We start from the raw sequence: 17,431 nt of genomic DNA on the forward strand, positions 1-17,431 counted from the left end.
TTATGAGTTGCAATAATAACGAATGTATGATCTAAGTATTTGGTGCTTAATACAACCTTAAGTTAATATTAATTTGTTGGTTTTAAATAAGATAGTTTGATTAAGATTGGCTAAATATTCGAAGATAAAAACTTCAATACCAATGACAATTTCAATATTAAATGAAAAAGAAAAAAATATTTATGTAGTCACTACAGGACAAAATATATCGTATGTGAATTCTTTTCTACCAACATTTAATCTCTCCGAGATATACTCTTAGGAGTTAAATATTGGTAGAATATTGGTAGAAAAAACAACAAGAATAAGTAAAAAGTGTCCCGTAGGGACTACACCTTGAAAAGTTTTACCTAAAAAACTAAACCTTCAGCGAAAACCAAAAAGTACTTCCCAAACCTAAATTACTTTCTACGCCAATTATTCCATTTTGAGCTTCAATAAATTCTTTGCTAATTGCTAATCCCAATCCGGTTCCTGACTTTTGACTGCCGGGAACTTGAAAATATTTATCGAAAACCTTGTCTTTATATCTGGAATCGATTCCTTTTCCGGTATCAATAACCTGAAAAACAATCTGATCATTTTCATTTTTTAATCGAATGACAATTGTACTTTTTTCAGACGAATAAGTAATGGCATTCGAAAGATAATTAATCAAAACCCAGCCTGTTTTTTCGCTGTCGGCTTTTACATCCTGAAGGTTTTCATCGGCATCAATAATAAGTTTTATTTGTTTTTGATCTGCCTGAACTTTTACAGCTTCAACAGCATAATTGGCAATGGCATACGGGTTGCTTTTTTCGATATTCAGCTGAATATTTCCAGTTTCTAATTGCGATAAATTCAGCAGTTCACCAGTAATTTTTAGTAACCTTTGGCTGTCATCCTTAATACTTTCAACCAATTGTTTCTGGTCGTCGTTCATGTCTCCTGTATTAGCATTTTGAAGCAATTGTAAACTCAGTTTTATAGACGCAATTGGTGTTTTTAATTCATGTGAAACCGTGGCAATAAAGTTAGTTTTAGCAAAATCGAGTTCTTTAAAAAGAGTAATGTTTCGCAGAATAATAACATCACCAATATTAATTTCTTTTTCTTCGCCGGTTGGAGTTATAGTAATATTCAGAATTTCTTTATCAAAATAACTTTCTTTTCCGTTAGCAAAAATTTTCAGTGTTTTCTTTTTCTGAGAGTCAGATGCTGTTTCTTTCAAAATCAAAGAACGCATTAAATCATTTGATAAAGCAAGTGCAGAAGCCGATTTTCCAATAACGTCTTCCAGTTTCAGACCAATAATTTTTAAAGCTTCATCATTCGCAAACAAAATAATTCCTTCATTATCCAAACCAATAATCGGATCGTGCATGTTATTGATTAAAGTTTCCAGTCGTTTTTTCTCGAAGAATAATTTGTACAAATTACTATTGTTATATTCCTGAAGTTTTTGCGCCATCGTATTAAATGATTTTGCCAAATCTCCATATTCGTTATGATTGGTAAAATGAACTCGTTCCGAATAATTTTTATTTGCAATTTCCTTAATACTCAGGGTTAATTCCTTAATTGGATTGGCAATGTTATGAGGTAAATTAATCAGTAAATTAAAAGCAATCAAAAAGCATAAAGTTCCCACAATAGCAATCCATAAATTGGCAGTTTCGGCGGTATGTTTGGCGATGTCGCTTTTCTGTTTTATGGCATTCATATTGAGTTTCATAATCTCAAAAATGTCCTGTCTGATCTGCATTTTTAGAGATTCATCAGAACTGTTTTTTTCTAAAAGTGCAAAATTTTTCTCCAGATTATCCGTGCCTTTTTTCTCGCCTTCTTCCGTAACGTTTTTTGTTTGTTTCTGAAGGTTTTCTTTAAAAGTAATTATCGCATTTTCTTTATTGGTAGTAATTTCATCCAAAGACAAAAGCATATTTCTGGAATATTCAAGCGTATTATAATTTGCTTTCAGGATATTCTCCGTATCTTTTTTTATCGAAAAAATATAAAAAGCACTTACCAAAGTGAGTATAATTATTAATAAAAATAATAACCCAACACCCAAATTCAATTTAGTTTTAATTCTCATGATGTTTGTTTTAAAAACATTTTATTTTTTTTAAACCATGTAAGTAATATAAGAAAATATAAGAAGCTGCATAATTAAGAAAGGCAGGAAAAACTTAACTTTGTGTCTTTGCGACTTTGCGAGCAAAAAAACTCAGCGAACTTTGCGTAAAACCTTGCGTTCTTTGCGGTTAAATTTTTCACGCATCCAATTTAAATGAACTTATATAACTTATATGGTTAGATTTTTTTTACGACAGAATAACAAGATCAACATTCGATAAAGACAGCCTGTTTAGCAAGCGTCTGAAAATCGTTGTTGACAAAATTACTTTAAATAAATTCAAATGCGGTTTCCCGATGCAGACAGTTGTAATTTGTTTTTCTTCCGCAGCGATCAAAATCGCGTCTGCAATATTTTTATGTTCTAATTTAATGACTTCTGCGCCCAATTGCACCGCCAGTTTAAAATTATTAATCAAATGTCTTTGTTTGTCTAACGCAATTTTAGTGCTGCTTTCTTTCGGAGTTTCGACGTATAAAACATACCATGATCCGTTATAATAACTCGCCAGACGCGCCGCTTTTCTAATCACAATTTTAGCCGTTTTATCGTTACTGCTAATACACGCCAAAAGTTTTTCATGACGTAAAGCATGTAGTTGAGGTACTTCGCTTTCGACTTTTCGAACCACCTGACTTGCTACTTCTTTCAAAGCCAATTCACGCAATTGCAAAATCTGATCCGACTTGAAAAAGTTTGTCAAAGCCGTTTGAATTTTATCAGCCGTATAAATTTTGCCTTCTTTCAAACGCGCAATCAAATCTTCAGCCGTCAAATCGATATTTACGACTTCATCAGCCAATCGCAAAACATTATCCGGAATTCTTTCCTGAACATCAACGTTTGTAATCCGTTTTACATCTTCATTTAAACTCTCAATATGCTGAATATTCACTGCCGAAATTACATTGATTCCCGCTTCCAGAATTTCCAGAACATCCTGCCAGCGTTTTTCATTTTTGCTTCCTTCAACATTTGTGTGCGCCAATTCGTCAACAATAACCACTTCAGGTCTCAGATTGATAATCGCTTGTACATCAAGTTCTTCGAGCTCTTTCCCTTTATAGAAAATGGTTCGCCGCGGAATCACAGGCAAACCAGATAAAAGTTCATGCGTTTCCTTTCGCATATGCGTTTCGATGTAACCAATTTTCACGTCAATTCCGTTTTTCAACAACGAATGCGCTTCTTGCAGCATACGATACGTTTTACCCACACCGGCGCTCATCCCAATGTAGATTTTAAACTTCCCTTTTCGTGATTTCTGAATTAAATCGAGAAAGTGCTGTGCGTTATTTTCGTTTTCTTCTTTCATGTTTTTTGCCGCTAAGGCGCTAAGTCACAAAGTTTTTTTATTTTACCATTAAGATATTAAGTTAATAAAGGCAAAGCTTAATTTCTCAATATTAGATCATTAAGGCAAAACTTAACTTTCTTAATATCTTAATGGTAAAAACTAATTTTTAATGTTTAAAAAGAAATCGCCAATGAAGTCGTTACAAAAGTATTCGTATCCGTTGGAAGATTGTCTTTTGTAAATATTTCATCTTTACTCGAAAGATTTCTTGCTTCGATTCTAAACATTACATTATCAGTAACTAAGTAATCAAAGTTAGCCGAAAATCCGTAAGTTTTAAATCCGTTTGGAGTTTCAGTCGCGATAATAACTCCTTTTTCATCACTATAATATTCACCGCGAGCTGCAAGCTGAATCTTGTCAGTTGGTTTGTATTGCAAAATCAAAACGGGCGAAAACCAAGTATCATATTTGTTGCTGTTTTTAGCCGCTTGTTGCGATCCAACATCAAAACCAGCCGTAATATTTGTTTTATCTGTTACCTTGAATTGTCCGTAAAAGTTATTAAAATAGCGCCATTTTTTGTCAATATCCGGTTGTTCATTTCCAACATAAGTACTCCAGTTCAAAACCACTTTATCTGTTGGTTTATAAGTAATTTGCGTTCCAAAAGCAGGCGTTTGATTGCCTTCCACTTTCTCAATACGTTGCCAGCCATTCAAATACATTCCGGCCAAATACCATTTTCCTGATTCAGATGTGTAGCCAATTTTAACTCCCGCTTCATAATACGGAGAATTCTCCGCCAGAATACTTCTCGTTAAAGTCTGGCAATCCTTTCCAATCGCGCTTTCAAAACCAATGTGTGCCGGCATAATTCCCGCATCAATCCATAAATTATGGCTTTGCGAAATCTTCACTCCCACATTGGCTTCGTATATATTTTTCAATAAATCTTGTTCTGCCGACATATTATATTCAGCATAAGTTCCGGCCATTAAAGCAAAATTTCCACGAATATTATCTTTCGAATAATTCACTTTTGCCAAACCCAGATTCACGTTTACTTCATTGCTTTTATTGTAATTGTAAAAAAAGCCCGGACGCGTATGATTCTCCGGTTTTGCAAAATCATAACTATAATAAGTCTCTACATATCCTGAAAATGTAAACGGACTTTTTGTTTCTTCTTGTGCATGCAAATTGCTATAACCAAAAGCGATTAAAGCGGTAAGTATTATTTTTTTCATTTTTGTGGTATTCAATTATTTATTAGTAGATTTTTTAGGAGCTGTTTCCCGCTATCCGTTTCAATCTTTTACTTTTTAAAGAAAAAAGTAAAAGGATTTCCACTACTATCGGGGCTAGGGCTTTTAGGGTAAAAAGGGCTTTTATTATCCTAACAGGTTTTTAAAATCTGTTAGGTATTAGTTTTTTAAAGTTTAGTTTGTCATTTCGACGAAGAAGAAATCACACTAGAAACTCCATCCAGTGAATCGTCAATCTTTGTCGAGTTACTCGCGGAGATCCCTCGTTCCTCGGGATGACAAAAATGACGGAATTACTTTGTCAAACCCGACAGGTTTTCAAAACCTGTCGGGTTTATAGACGGTTTATTTCAATTGATCAAGTGCAACATTCAATTCTAAAACATTTACAGTTTCAGGACCAACAACAGCGGTATTAATTTTAGATTCCACCAAAGATTTTACTTTATCTTCATCTAATTTTCTTTCTTTGGCAACCCGTTTCACCTGAATCAAAGCACCTTGTGGAGAAATATTGGGATCTAAACCACTTCCCGAAGCTGTCACCATATCTGATGGAATCTCCGATTTCTTCAAGTACGGGTGAACAAGTAAAAGTGTATCGATTCTTTTTTGAACCAAAGCCAAATATTCAGCATTGCTTGGTCCTTTATTACTTCCGGCACTTCCGGCAGCGTTATAATCAACAGCCGAAGGTCTTCCCCAGAAATAATTCGACTTATCGAATTTCTGACCTATTTTTTGGTATCCAACCACTTTTCCGTTAACCGAAATAGTTTCTCCCTTTCCCTGATTTGGGGCAAATTGTGCAATTCCGTAAATCGCAAGGGGATAAATAACTGCAAACAGAATTACGGTAAGCAGTGTCAATTTTAATAGTGAAAATATTGTTTTCATTTTTTTAAAGTTTCTAAGGGACTAAGTCTCTAAGTTTCTAAGATTTTGAAGATTATGAGCGGTAAGTTTCTAAGACACTGAGAGAAAAAACTCAGGACCTTAGCAACTTAGCGCCTTAGCAGCTTACATAAATAGAGCTACCAGTAAATCAATTAATTTAATTCCGATAAAAGGGACAATCAATCCGCCAAGACCATAAATCAACAGGTTTCTTTTTAAGATGGCACTTGCACCAATTGGTTTATAATCAACACCTCTCAACGCTAATGGAATCAATATCGGAATGATGATCGCATTAAAAATTACCGCTGATAAAATCGCACTTTCCGGACTGTGCAAACGCATGATGTTTAAGCCTTCAAGCGCAGGAATCGCAGTAATAAAAAGAGCAGGAACAATAGCAAAATATTTCGCAACGTCATTTGCAATAGAAAAAGTAGTTAAAGTTCCGCGAGTCATTAAAAGCTGTTTCCCAATTTCGATAATCTCAATAAGTTTGGTTGGGTCATTATCAAGATCGACCATGTTTCCGGCTTCTTTTGCAGCCTGAGTTCCGCTGTTCATGGCAACACCCACATTCGCTTGTGCAAGGGCAGGAGCATCGTTGGTTCCGTCACCCATCATCGCAACTAGTTTACCCAGATTTTGCTCATTTTTGATGTAGTTCATTTTATCCTCAGGTTTCGCTTCGGCAATAAAATCATCAACTCCGGCAGCTTCGGCAATAAATTTCGCCGTAAGCGGATTATCTCCGGTAACCATCACCGTTTTTACACCCATTTTTCTCAAACGGTCAAAACGTTCTTTCATTCCGGTTTTAATGATATCCTGCAATTCGATAACACCCTGAACCTGATTGTTTTTAATGACCACTAATGGAGTTCCTCCGTTTGTAGAAATGTCAATCACTTTTTGAGCCGTATCTTCAGGAAAAGTATTTCCGGCCTGAAGCGCAATGTTTTTTGCAGCATCCTGAGCCCCTTTTCTGATATTGGTTCCGTCTTTTAAAACAACTCCGGAAGTTCTGGTTTCAGCGGTAAATTTGATTAAAGTAGCACCTTCAATAGATAATTTATTGGCAGTTTCGGCACCTGCCAGTTCCACGATACTTTTCCCTTCCGGAGTGTCATCTGCTAATGAACTTAATACAGCAGATTTTATAAAATCTTCCTGAGAAACGCCTTTTGCAGGATAAAAATTCGTTGCTTTTCTGTTTCCAATCGTGATAGTTCCGGTTTTATCTAAAAGCAATACGTCAATATCTCCGGCAGTTTCAACCGCTTTTCCTGATTTTGTAATCACGTTGGCACGCAACGCTCTGTCCATTCCCGCAATTCCAATCGCAGAAAGTAAACCTCCAATTGTAGTTGGAATCAAACAAACGAATAATGCAATAAAAGCCGCAATCGTGATGGGTGCATTTGCATAGTCGGCAAACGGTTTTAGCGTAACGCACACAATCACGAAGATTAAAGTAAATGCGGCTAATAAAATAGTCAAAGCAATTTCGTTTGGTGTTTTCTGGCGGCTTGCACCTTCAACCAAAGCAATCATTTTGTCCAGAAAGCTTTCGCCAGGTTCAGAAGTTACAATTACTTTAATTTTATCAGACAATACTTTTGTTCCTCCGGTTACAGATGATTTATCACCTCCGGCTTCCCGAATTACAGGAGCACTTTCTCCCGTAATCGCACTTTCGTCGATCGTCGCTAAACCTTCGATAATTTCACCATCGGTTGCAATTAAATCTCCGGCTTCGCAAACGAAAACATCACCTTTTTTCAATTCAGATGAACTGATTTTTTTGATATCTCCGTTAGGCAAAATTTGTCTGGCAGGAGTTTCTTCACGTGTTTTTCTTAAACTGTCGGCTTGTGCTTTTCCTCTGGCTTCGGCAATAGCCTCGGCAAAATTGGCAAACAAAAGTGTTGCTAATAAAATTAAGAACACAATTACGTTATAAGTGAAACTACCCTGATCTGTTGCTCCCATTAAAATGGAAATACAAACGGCGAACATAATGGCGGTTCCTATTTCTACGGTAAACATTACCGGATTTTTGATCATCATTTTTGGATTCAGCTTCACAAAAGACTGCACCAAGGCTTCTTTTACTTGCTTACTTTCAAACAATGATGTGGATTTATTAGTTGTCATTTTTCTTGATGTTATTTTGTTTAGCGGAATATTTATTTAAACACATAGAGACATAGTTTTTCGCATTGAGAGTAAGGCTTTTCACTTGCATACAAACGCATAGCTATGTGTGAAAACTAGTTTTCTTAATATTCTTTTTTATAGATAATCAATTCTATGTTTCTATGTGTTTAAAATATTCAGCATTTTTATTTTAGTGTAAAGTACTCTGCTAAAGGTCCAAGTGCCAACGCTGGGAAGAATGATAAAGCAGCAATAATTGCGATTACAGCAAAAACCATAATTCCAAAAATAGAAGTATCAGTTTTTAAAGTTCCGGCACTTTCCGGGATGTATTTTTTATTCGCTAATAATCCTGCAATTGCCAATGGTCCAACGATAGGAATGAAACGGCTTAATAACAACACAATTCCTGTAGTGATATTCCAGAACGGATTGTTATCTCCTAAGCCTTCAAAACCAGAACCGTTGTTGGCAGCACTCGAAGTATATTCGTATAACATTTCAGAGAATCCGTGATGTCCGGGATTGTTTAACCAGCCTGTTGCGTTTCCGCTAAACCAGTAACCCATTGCGGTATCATTTGCAGCAAAATAAGATGCTAAAGCTGTTCCGGCTAGTATTAATAAAGGGTGTAGAATGGCGATAAAAGCAGCAATTTTAACTTCCCGCGCTTCGATTTTCTTTCCTAAAAATTCAGGTGTTCGACCTACCATTAATCCGGAAATAAATACCGCCAGAATAATGAAAATGTAGAAGTTCAGAATACCAACACCGCAACCTCCATAAAACGCATTAACCATCATGGCAAGCAATTCCATAGCACCTGAAACGGGCATTGAACTATCGTGCATACTATTTACAGAACCTGTAGAAATTACGGTTGTGGCAATGCTCCAAAAACCTGAAACAGCTGGTCCTAACCGAACTTCTTTTCCTTCCATTGCACCAGTTGCTTGGGCAATTCCCATTTTTTCGATGGCTGGATTTCCGTTCATTTCTGTTATCATTGTTGGGATAACGAGTAATAAGAACCCAATTGTCATCACTCCGAAGATTACGTAGGATAATTTCTTTTTCTTTAGATAAAAACCTAAAGCAAAAATCATGGCAAACGGAACAATTAATTGTGACCAAAGTTCAACGGCATTGGTAAAATAAGTTGGATTTTCTAAAGGATGCGCTGAGTTGGCTCCAAAAAATCCACCACCGTTTGTACCTAAATGTTTGATAGCGATAAATGCAGCAGCAGGCCCGCGTGAAACATCAACGTGATCGCCTTGTAAAGTGGTAATAGAATCTTTACTGTCAAAATCCATTGGAGTTCCGCTGAATGCTAAAATAGTAGCTACAATAACCGAAAGTGGTAATAAAATACGAGTACAGCTTTTGATGAAATAATCGTAAAAATTACCCAGTTTCTCAGTTGTTCTTTCTTTCATTGCATTAAAAATGATTGCTGCAGAAGCCATACCAACACCGGCAGAAACAAATTGCAGGAACATCAGGAACATTTGTGACAGGTAAGAAACCCCACTTTCACCTGAATAATGCTGTAAATTACAATTTACAATAAAAGAAATGGCGGTGTTAAAGGCCAAATCAGGCGTCATGTTTGGGTTATTATCGGGATTTAAAAACAGTGATCCCTGAAACAATAAAACGAAAAAACAAAGAAAGAACCAAACCATGTTAATACTTAAAAGTGCTTTTAAGTGTTGTTTCCAGTTCATTTCTTCAGAGGAATTGATACCGCTGATTTTAAATATTAATTTTTCAATTGGATTGAAAATCGGGTCAAGCAATGTTTTATCTCCCAAATAAACTTTAGCAATATATTTTCCTAACGGAATGGCTAAAACTATCGAAACGATAAAGATACTGATGACGCCTAGTAATTCTGTGTTCATATATTTAATTTTAGATTGTTGATTTTAGATTTTAGATTTCTTTGAGACGATCTTAAATTCTAAAATTCTTTTTTTTAAAATTTTTCGGGTTTAATTAATACATAAACCAAATACCCAAAAACGGCGATGGAAACAATAAATAGTGCAGTCATGATTTAGATTTTTTCAAAAAATTCAACTGATTTAAAACAAATGGCAAAAAGCAAAACGGCCAATGCGAGTAAAAGAAAAGTGATCATAATTATTTTAGATTTTAGAGTTCAGATTTTTAAGGACGATTAAACATTAAACAGTTAACCGATTAAACATTTTTACACGCCCGAAGTATTTACTTGTTTGATATATTCCGCTCTAAGGGTTTGCGGAAAAAGATGTGAAATATTGCAGTGACGCATTTCCATAAAAGAAGAAACCGAGAAAATGTAGACATTGGAAATGGCATTTTTAGTTTCAAAACTTCCGTTTATGAATAGACGTTCAGCAAGCGCCAGACATTTTTTTGCACGAACGATATTACCTGAAATAATAGATTTTTTGGTAATCTCTGCAAAACGTTCCGCTTGTTTGTAGATTGAAGTGACTTGATTTTTCATGAGAATGAATTTTTATGTTCTTCCCACTTATGCCAAAATTTAGACCGAAAAAGCGGAGTAATAGCTAAGGTGTTGTCAATAAAGAGATTGCCCTTGCGTGCCAAAATTCAGGCATAAAAAAAGCCTATCAAAATGATAAGCTTTTATTGAAATGATAGGTTTGTTTAATTAAAAATCAGGAATTAAAAATTAAAAATTCCAGCCACTGCTATTGGAATTTGGAATTTTTAAATTGAATTTTATTTTTATTACTGAATACTATACTCTTCCAGTTTTCGATATAAAGTCGCAATCCCAATTTCTAACAATCTTGCGGTTTCAGCCTTATTGCCTTTGGTATAATTTAAAACCTTCTGGATATGCAATTTCTCAATACTTTGCATCGAAAAGGCCGACATTGATTTGGTAGCTTTTTCAGGTTGATGTTGCATTTCATAAGGCAAAACATCTGCAGTTAAAATAGTTCCGTTGCTTAAAATAACAGAACGTTCTATAACATTTTTAAGTTCCCGAATATTTCCCGGCCACGAATAACTTTCTAGTTTCTGAAGAAAATCATCAGCAATATCTAATGTTTTTTTATTTGTTTTCTCAGAAAATTGTTTGACAAAAAATTGCGTAATTGGCGCAATATCTTTAATTCTTTCTCTTAAAGGCGGCAGTTTTATTTCGAAAATATTCAAACGAAAATACAAATCAGAACGAAAACGGTGTTCATCGCTTTCTGTTTTTAAATCTCTGTTGGTTGCCGCAATTAGCCTGAAATTTGATTTTTTGGGAGTTGTGTCTCCGATCGGAATATATTCGCTGGTTTCTAAAACGCGTAATAATTTGGCTTGCAATTCAATTGGCATTTCACCAATTTCATCCAGAAACAGAGTTCCGCCATTCGCTTCTTCAATAAAACCTTTTTTATCTTTTAAAGCTCCGGTAAAAGCGCCTTGTTTATGTCCGAATAATTCACTTTCGAGAATTTCTTTACTGAAAGTACTGCAGTTTAAAGCCACAAAAGACTTACCAACGCGATTGCTGTTTTCATGAATCGCCTGCGCAAAAACTTCTTTTCCGGTTCCGGTTTCGCCGGTAAGCAAGACCGTCGAATCAGTTTTGGCGACTTTTTTGGCAAGATCAATAACTTGTTCAATTCCTTTTGATTTTCCTATAATGGTATTAAAAGAATATTTATCGCCAATACGTTTTTCCAGCTGTTGTACTTTTTTTTGCAAATGTGCTTTTTCAACGGCTTTGTATAAAAGCGGAATAATTTTGTCGTTATCATCGCCTTTTACAATATAATCAAAAGCACCATTTTTCATCGCCTGAACGCCATCCGGAATATTCCCGAAAGCAGTTAATAAAATAACTTCGATCAAAGGAAAACTTCCTTTTATATTTTGAAGAAAATCAACTCCATTTCCGTCAGGTAATTTCACATCACATAAAACAACATCAATTTCAGTTTGTTCTAATTTTTTGAAACCTGATTTTAAATCTTTGGCTTCAAAAACTTCAAATCCTTCTGATTTTATAATGCGTGCCAACAGACTTCTCAGTTTTTCTTCGTCGTCTATAATTAAAATTTTGTGTGTCATTTGAGGAAAGGGCTAAAAACGTACTGTATTTTTGAAAGACAAATTTAGGTTTTAAATTACTTCTCTTTTTTGATTCATTGTAAATTCTTGCGAAAATTCAATTTTTAATAAAGTTCCGTTTTTATTTTCCATTGTAAATTTTGCTTCTAAATCATCACTCAAACCTTTTATCAGACTCATCCCAAATGAGTTCTGTTTCTTGGTGCTAAAATCGGTATCAATTCCAATTCCATTATCGGCAATCGTCAATAAATAATGGTTTTCAGTCGTTGCTTCAAGCATTACAGAAATGATTCCGGTTCTGTCATCCGGAAAGGCATATTTGATTGAATTAGTGATCGTTTCATTCAAAATAAGTCCTAGCGGAACCGCCTGCGCAACATCTAATTCAAGTGAATCTATTTTTAATTCAAACCTGATTCTTTGCCCCAGATTAAAAGATTCTTTCAAATATTCGACTAATTCTTTGATGTAATTGGGCATATTAATCGTCGAAATATTCTCTGAACCATATAATTTTTGATGAATTAGGGACATCGAATGAATTCTGTGCTGACTATTTTTTATGGCAGAAAGCGCCATATCATTATCCAGATAAGCTGATTGGGAATTCAGCAGACTAATAACCGTTTGAAGATTGTTTTTTACACGATGATGAATTTCTTTCAATAGCCATTCCTTTTCGTCTAATAAATGCCTCAGATTAATATTTTTCTGGTTGATTTCTTTTTCTTTAAGCTCAAGTTTGGCATGATTTCGCTGCTTTAAACGATAACGATTATAGAGTAAACCAATCGTGATAAGAAGCAATATTAAAAAACCAATCGATAAATTGTTTAGCAGTTTTGATTTTTGCAATTCACTTTGCTGTAACCTGGATTGATTATTTAAGAGTTTAATTTTCTGTTCTTTATTCTTAGTTTCATATTCAATTTTGAGTTCTTCAATTTGCTTGTTTTTGTCACTGCTGTTAATCGAGTCCTTTATTTTTTTAAAGATCTGAAAATGTGCTAAAGAAGAACGGTAATTACCATTAAGAGAATCAATTAAAAATAAAGCTGCCTGAAGATTGTCTTTATTACTATGTGTTTTGTACTTTTTTGATAATGCCATTGCTTTGTCTGCATAGGACTTGGCTTTTTTAGCCTGATGTATTGAGGCATAAAACAAAGCTGCAGAGGTATAACAAACGATAACTTCCCGAACAGTTTCCGGAACCGTTAATTGCTCAGTATATTGATCGATTTCACTAAAGTTTTTCTCGGCTAAATCATAATTTTTTAGGACAGCGTAGCAATTGGCCTTGTTATAGGCAAGCATCATTTTGTCAAGAATATTCGTTGGCGGATAATTGATCGTCATCGAATTAATATAATTAATGGCTTCTTTGTTTTTGCCTGCCAGAGATAAAGCAGAAACAGCACTTAAAAAACTTCTATACCAATGGCCGCTGTTTACACCCTTTTGTCCAAACTCAATACTTTTTTTATAAAAATCCAATGCCGCTTCATTATGCCCAATAAGATTGTAAACGTCGCCCAAGCGAATGTAAAAAACATCAGCCAGTGTATAATCTTTTTCTGTTTCCATTCGTTTTACACTTTTTAAGGCATAATACAAAGCACTTTTTATATTATACTGAGCAAGTTCTATATAAGAAATGGTGGTTTCATCAAATTGTTCGTGCTTAAAACCAATTTTACGCAGATCAGCCATATTTTGGTACAGTCTTTTTTTGGCTTCATTGACTCTTCCCGTCCAAAAATAAATGGATGTAATCTTCATGTAAGGTTCCATTCTTTTTTCTTCCAAGTCTAATGAAGCGTAAAGAGAAACGGCTTCTGTGAGAATTTTTTCTTTTTCGGGATCTAAATTAGATAAAAAAGTTCCCTGAGCGTCAAGAGCATCGGCAAGACCGCGTTTGTCATTTTGTTTACGACACTCGCTTATAACTTTTTCAAAACAATTTTTACTTTCAGATGGATTATTGGCCTGAGCATAATATTTACCTAGTAACAGCAAACTCTGATGTTGCCATTTTTTTATTTTGAGCTGATGGCTAACATCAACTGCTTTCTTTATATAGAAATAAGCATTTTGAAGATCCTGGGGTTTTGTGCCGGGTTTAAAAAGATAAAAATTCCCTAACTGAAGCAATAATTTAACCTGATCTTCATTTTTTGATTTTGTCAGCAGTTTTTTGGCTGAATTTATATTTTCTTTTTCGATTAATTCATTTCCTATAAGATACGAACCATCATTAAAACCTTCATCATAAGCTAATGAAACAGGCAATTTATATGCTTTGCAGGCCAAAACTACAGAACTGTCTGCATCTATTGAACCTTGATTAGAATTGTATAAATATATCGAACAAGCCTGAATTAAAAGTCTTTTTTTCTTTAGATCATATTTTTGTACAGAAGGTGCCTGAGCAATGGATTGAAAAACAATAAAAAGTAAAAAATAATAGAGAAAATAAGCTTGTTTCATAAAAGGTTTATAATTAGGATTTAAGATGTTTTGAGGTATACAAATGTAAATATAAACCGCGCTGTTTTTTTGAAAAAAGATAAAGAAAATTCACATTAAAGTTATTTTTATTGGTTTATATTTGGCTAAATTGTTATTTTAATTATAATAATTAAGTAATTTTATACCAGTATATTACCCATTCTATAACACTAAAAATACCACAATATGAAAACTGCTTCTTATGATGCAAATAATTTGGCTGAAACTACTTTTAAAAAACGAATTTTAATTGTTGAAGATCAATTTATTGAAGCCCATGATTTGCAATTAATACTCGAAAAAGCAAATTATGATGTAATAGGAATTGCACGTTCTGTTGATCAGGCTTTGGATCAGATTCAAACAGAAAAACCGGACTTAGTTTTTGTAGATATTATATTAAAAGGAAGTCAAAACGGAATTGATCTGGCGAAAATTTTAAAAGAAAGACATATTGGTTTTATCTACATTTCGGCAAATTCAAGCAAAAGCATTTTAGATCAGGCAAAAACAACCCAGCCTTACGGATTTATTGTAAAACCTTTTAGAGAACAAGATGTTTTAACGACGCTCGAAATTGCTTTTTACCGTCAGGAATATAGTTTAGAGTCGCAATTAAGGCAACAATTACAACTAAAAAATGATTTTGAAGCAATTATAAATTCACATTTGAAGAAAGAAGATATTTTGATTGAATTCAGTAGAATGATGCAGACTTTTATCTCATTTGATTATTTAGAAATTGGTTTTGTAAATACGACACATTATGATAATTTAGGTATAATCAGAAAAAATATCGATAACTATCAAATTATAACTCCCGAGAAACTTTCTAAAATAACAGATATTGATTTGGCAGAATTAGATCAAACGTATAAAAAATCAAAAATTGATCAAAAACCTATTATATATAGTGAAGAATCTCTGATTGATAATTTTCAGGTGGCACCAATTAAAAGTTTGATTTCTCATAATTTTGGAATTAAATCCTATTTGGTTTTTCCTCTTTCTGTAGCCATAATTCAAAAATTTCACTTTACATTTTACAGCCGCAGTTTCAAAGTATATTCAGATGATCATCTAAAATTATTATCGAATTTAGAAGTAAATCTTATTCGGTTCATCAATAAAATATATGCATTAGAAGATTTAAAATCAGATAAAACAGATTATAAAGAAGCTATAATTAAAAAGACAAAACCAGAAAAAGAGAGTATTGGTTTTGAAGGTATTGTTGGAAACAGTTCGCAAATGATGACTGTTTTTGATTATATCAGAAAAGTGGCTCCATCAGATACTTCTGTTTTAGTTTTGGGAGAAAGCGGAACAGGAAAAGAAAAAATCGCACAAAGTATTCACGCTTTATCGCCTCGAAAAGACAAGCCTTTGGTGATTATAAATTGTGGTGCTATTCCTGAAAATCTGGCGGAATCATTGCTTTTTGGACACGAAAAAGGAGCCTTTACCGGCGCACTCGATAAACGAATTGGTAAATTTGAACTCGCCGATGGAGGAACAATTTTTCTGGATGAAATAGGAGAGATGCCTCTGGAACTTCAGGTAAAATTATTACGTGTTTTGCAGGAAAGAGAAATTGAACGCATAGGCGGAAAATCTCCTTTAAAAGTAGATGTTCGAATTATCGCAGCCACCAATAAAAATTTAGAAGAAGAAGTGGCAGCCGGAAGATTCAGAATGGATTTGTATTATCGACTGCATGTTTTCCCGATTATGGTTCCTTCTTTAAAAAAGCGAAAAGAAGATGTTCCGCAATTAGCCAATCACTTTATAAATGTTTACAGTGAAAAAATGGGAAGAAAAACACCAGTTCTTTCAGATCATGCCTTGCAGCAAATAATGAATTACAACTGGCCGGGAAATATCAGGGAATTAGAGCATTGTATACAACGCGCCATTTTGCTGACTGACGGAAATACGATTAAGGAAATAGACATTTCGCCATCATCAAAAATGCATGGAGAACAAGTAAGTGAGTCCTTTTCAATCAAAACAATTCTGGAAAACGAACGCGATTACATTTTATATATTCTGAAAAAATGCAATGGAAAAATATCAGGAATCGGCGGAGCTGCTGAAATTCTCGATATTCATCCATCGACATTAAATTCAAAAATTAAAAAGTTAGAAATAAAAAGAGAAATGAATTAGCATAAAAAGCAAACACAAATTTCACGATTTGCCACTAATTAAGTAGTTTGTAAAATAATTTATCAAACTAAATTAACCTTTGAAATTAGTGCAAATTCGTGAAATTCGTGTTTAAAAATTAATCAGCTTATTTTTTCTAACCAGTTTGCGGTAAAATTGGCAACTTCCATCCAGTTAGATTGTCCTAAAACAAAATGATTTCGGCCTCTGAATTCTTTGAAAGTCGTTATGGAATTAAAGTTTTTATATTTTTTAAAATTAGAATAATTTAAAGATGACGGCACAATATGATCTTCAGAACCGGCAATCAGCAAAAGCGGAGGATGAGGTTTTTTAAAGTCAATTTTAGCCGTTTTGGTCAGACCGTCTCTCAGCGCTGATTTAGATTCCGGAATCACCAGTTTTTCATACGCTTCTTTTTGTTCTTCAAATAACATTCCGTTTGTAAAAGCATATTGCCATTGTTTAAAAGGCATTAAAAATGTTTTTTTCAAAGAAGTAAAGAAACCCAGAGCTCCCCAGGTTCCTTTATAAAATGAATATTTAAAAGTTATTAATCCTTGCGGCGCGACAGAATGTATAGCAACTCCTGCAACAGCCAGATCTTTTTGAAGCAGCAATTGTGTTAAAAGTCCACCGTAAGAATGACCAATCAGGATTGGCTTATTTGGTAATTTTTCGATAATTTCGGTATAATAATCAATCAAATTCTGCAACCTTATTGATGCTACTTTTTCATCAGGATGTCTGCTTCTAAGCACTTCCGCCGACTCATTTTTATGCAGCCAAGGCGGTGCAACGGTTTTATATCCTTTATTTTCAAAAAAAACAACCCATTCATCCCAGCAGGAATGGCTAACAAATGCTCCTGTAATAAACACAATAGTTTTAGTATTTGATAGATTCATAGCG

The 17,431-nt window shown here is 34.2% G+C and carries 12 protein-coding genes; 1 reads left to right on the top strand and 11 read right to left on the bottom strand.

From position 1 onward, the window contains the following. Positions 1–358: 358 nt before the first annotated feature. The 10 genes from AC3QL1_RS09875 to AC3QL1_RS09920 form a co-directional block, all read right to left on the bottom strand. The gene (locus tag AC3QL1_RS09875; protein ID WP_492497189.1) at positions 359–2,080 is read right to left on the bottom strand and encodes a HAMP domain-containing sensor histidine kinase; all 1,722 of its coding nucleotides are present in this window, start codon (positions 2,078–2,080) and stop codon (positions 359–361) included. A gap of 229 nt (positions 2,081–2,309) precedes the next feature. Continuing rightward, the gene (locus AC3QL1_RS09880; RefSeq protein WP_492497191.1) at positions 2,310–3,437 is read right to left on the bottom strand and encodes a universal stress protein; all 1,128 of its coding nucleotides are present in this window, start codon (positions 3,435–3,437) and stop codon (positions 2,310–2,312) included. Positions 3,438–3,592: 155 nt separating this feature from the next. Then, positions 3,593–4,669 (bottom strand): porin, encoded by a 1,077-nt coding sequence (locus AC3QL1_RS09885; protein WP_492497193.1) that lies wholly within the window; start codon positions 4,667–4,669, stop codon positions 3,593–3,595. Between the two features lie 363 nt (positions 4,670–5,032). Next, positions 5,033–5,584, bottom strand: coding sequence for a K(+)-transporting ATPase subunit C (locus AC3QL1_RS09890; RefSeq protein ID WP_492497195.1), 552 nt, complete (start codon positions 5,582–5,584; stop codon positions 5,033–5,035). Between the two features lie 123 nt (positions 5,585–5,707). Then, a complete protein-coding gene (gene kdpB, locus AC3QL1_RS09895; protein WP_492497197.1) occupies positions 5,708–7,741 on the bottom strand; it encodes a potassium-transporting ATPase subunit KdpB in 2,034 nt (677 codons plus the stop codon). Between the two features lie 188 nt (positions 7,742–7,929). Further along, complete coding sequence (gene kdpA / locus AC3QL1_RS09900; RefSeq protein WP_492497199.1) at positions 7,930–9,651, bottom strand: potassium-transporting ATPase subunit KdpA; 1,722 nt, start codon at positions 9,649–9,651, stop codon at positions 7,930–7,932. 74 nt (positions 9,652–9,725) lie between these two features. Continuing rightward, the gene (gene kdpF, locus AC3QL1_RS09905; RefSeq protein ID WP_073075461.1) at positions 9,726–9,803 is read right to left on the bottom strand and encodes a K(+)-transporting ATPase subunit F; all 78 of its coding nucleotides are present in this window, start codon (positions 9,801–9,803) and stop codon (positions 9,726–9,728) included. 159 nt (positions 9,804–9,962) lie between these two features. Beyond that, entirely contained in the window at positions 9,963–10,244 is a 282-nt protein-coding gene (locus tag AC3QL1_RS09910) for a DUF7674 family protein (protein ID WP_492497201.1), read from the bottom strand. Positions 10,245–10,492: 248 nt separating this feature from the next. Further along, positions 10,493–11,836 carry a sigma-54-dependent transcriptional regulator gene (locus AC3QL1_RS09915; RefSeq protein ID WP_492497203.1) on the bottom strand — a complete coding sequence of 448 codons (1,344 nt, stop codon included), beginning with the start codon at positions 11,834–11,836 and terminating at the stop codon, positions 10,493–10,495. 51 nt (positions 11,837–11,887) lie between these two features. After that, the gene (locus AC3QL1_RS09920; RefSeq protein ID WP_492497205.1) at positions 11,888–14,329 is read right to left on the bottom strand and encodes a tetratricopeptide repeat-containing sensor histidine kinase; all 2,442 of its coding nucleotides are present in this window, start codon (positions 14,327–14,329) and stop codon (positions 11,888–11,890) included. Positions 14,330–14,536: 207 nt separating this feature from the next. On the opposite strand from AC3QL1_RS09920, the gene AC3QL1_RS09925 reads away from it, so the two are divergent. After that, positions 14,537–16,519 (top strand): sigma 54-interacting transcriptional regulator, encoded by a 1,983-nt coding sequence (locus AC3QL1_RS09925; RefSeq protein ID WP_492497207.1) that lies wholly within the window; start codon positions 14,537–14,539, stop codon positions 16,517–16,519. 122 nt (positions 16,520–16,641) lie between these two features. Here the strand turns inward: AC3QL1_RS09925 and AC3QL1_RS09930 are convergent, their stop codons facing one another. Beyond that, positions 16,642–17,427, bottom strand: coding sequence for an alpha/beta hydrolase (locus AC3QL1_RS09930; protein ID WP_492497209.1), 786 nt, complete (start codon positions 17,425–17,427; stop codon positions 16,642–16,644). Positions 17,428–17,431: the final 4 nt, after the last annotated feature.

The sequence above is a fragment of the Flavobacterium sp. GW823-FHT04A11 genome (assembly GCF_058796535.1).

Bases quoted from the DNA above. Each gene is read 5' to 3' on its own strand.
- AC3QL1_RS09875 (WP_492497189.1), bottom strand. From the start codon at position 2,080: ATGAGAATTAAAACTAAATTGAATTTGGGTGTTGGGTTATTATTTTTA.
- AC3QL1_RS09880 (WP_492497191.1), bottom strand. From the start codon at position 3,437: ATGAAAGAAGAAAACGAAAATAACGCACAGCACTTTCTCGATTTAATT.
- AC3QL1_RS09885 (WP_492497193.1), bottom strand. From the start codon at position 4,669: ATGAAAAAAATAATACTTACCGCTTTAATCGCTTTTGGTTATAGCAAT.
- AC3QL1_RS09890 (WP_492497195.1), bottom strand. From the start codon at position 5,584: ATGAAAACAATATTTTCACTATTAAAATTGACACTGCTTACCGTAATT.
- kdpB (WP_492497197.1), bottom strand. From the start codon at position 7,741: ATGACAACTAATAAATCCACATCATTGTTTGAAAGTAAGCAAGTAAAA.
- kdpA (WP_492497199.1), bottom strand. From the start codon at position 9,651: ATGAACACAGAATTACTAGGCGTCATCAGTATCTTTATCGTTTCGATA.
- kdpF (WP_073075461.1), bottom strand. From the start codon at position 9,803: ATGACTGCACTATTTATTGTTTCCATCGCCGTTTTTGGGTATTTGGTT.
- AC3QL1_RS09910 (WP_492497201.1), bottom strand. From the start codon at position 10,244: ATGAAAAATCAAGTCACTTCAATCTACAAACAAGCGGAACGTTTTGCA.
- AC3QL1_RS09915 (WP_492497203.1), bottom strand. From the start codon at position 11,836: ATGACACACAAAATTTTAATTATAGACGACGAAGAAAAACTGAGAAGT.
- AC3QL1_RS09920 (WP_492497205.1), bottom strand. From the start codon at position 14,329: ATGAAACAAGCTTATTTTCTCTATTATTTTTTACTTTTTATTGTTTTT.
- AC3QL1_RS09925 (WP_492497207.1), top strand. From the start codon at position 14,537: ATGAAAACTGCTTCTTATGATGCAAATAATTTGGCTGAAACTACTTTT.
- AC3QL1_RS09930 (WP_492497209.1), bottom strand. From the start codon at position 17,427: ATGAATCTATCAAATACTAAAACTATTGTGTTTATTACAGGAGCATTT.